Origin of the sequence: Faecalibacillus faecis (assembly GCF_003024675.1) — a bacterium.
GTDB lineage: Bacteria > Bacillota_I > Bacilli_A > Erysipelotrichales > Coprobacillaceae > Faecalibacillus > Faecalibacillus faecis.
Genome location: NZ_PYLP01000055.1, coordinates 1 through 702, shown reverse-complemented (window position 1 = coordinate 702; position 702 = coordinate 1). Strand labels below are relative to the sequence as shown.

Annotated in this window: 1 protein-coding gene; it reads right to left on the bottom strand. The window is 43.3% G+C overall.

Features of this window, described 5'->3' with window-relative positions; genetic code table 11:
• Nucleotides 1–655: RNA-guided endonuclease TnpB family protein (locus tag C7U55_RS14060; protein WP_239985207.1), on the bottom strand; the 655-nt coding region annotated here is incomplete at its 3' end.
• Nucleotides 656–702: the final 47 nt, after the last annotated feature.

The window sequence follows — 702 nt, the reverse complement described above, 5'->3', positions numbered from 1 at the left end:
CTCTACGACGGCTAAAGATTTGGGTATGGATTTTAGCCGCCAACAATCGTTGCTTTTGATAATTTCTACTTTCTCGCAAAGAACGATGTTCTTTCTTAGCTCGTCGGGCACGACGTGACAAAATGCGTTGAGCTTTAGCTAATCGTCCCTTAACGGTTCGATAGTAGCGTGGATTAGCAATCACTTGACCATCGCTAGAAGTCAGGAAGTTTTCGGTATTGAGATCAATTCCAACTTGCCGGTTAGTCTGCTTTGACATCGTGACAAAGGGAGCGTCTGACGCTAACTGCATTGAGAGAAAGAARCGACCGCTAGCGTCYTTTRYGATGGTTACCGTTCCAATRCGRGTTTCRGCACTGCGAGCTAAGAYTCGYTGGTGGGAACCTTTAACACGGAGCCGACCTAATTTGGGAACCAGAACATGCTTACTATCTTCAAAACGTACAGTTCCGTTGGTTAGGTATGCTTCCTTCTGTTTCAAATACTGGCAGTTAGTTTGATAACGCCAAACGTAGCTTTTCCGGTGAAAATTAGGAACACCTGCGGTGTGAATTTTGCGAAAAGCATTCCATGCCTTTCGATAATTCTGAATGGCATTAGCTTTAGTCAAGCTGTCAATTCTTTTATCTCCTAAGAACTGGAAATGATTCGACATTTGTTTAGCATTTTGGCGAAGTTCCAATTGCTTAATTCGTGACTGAA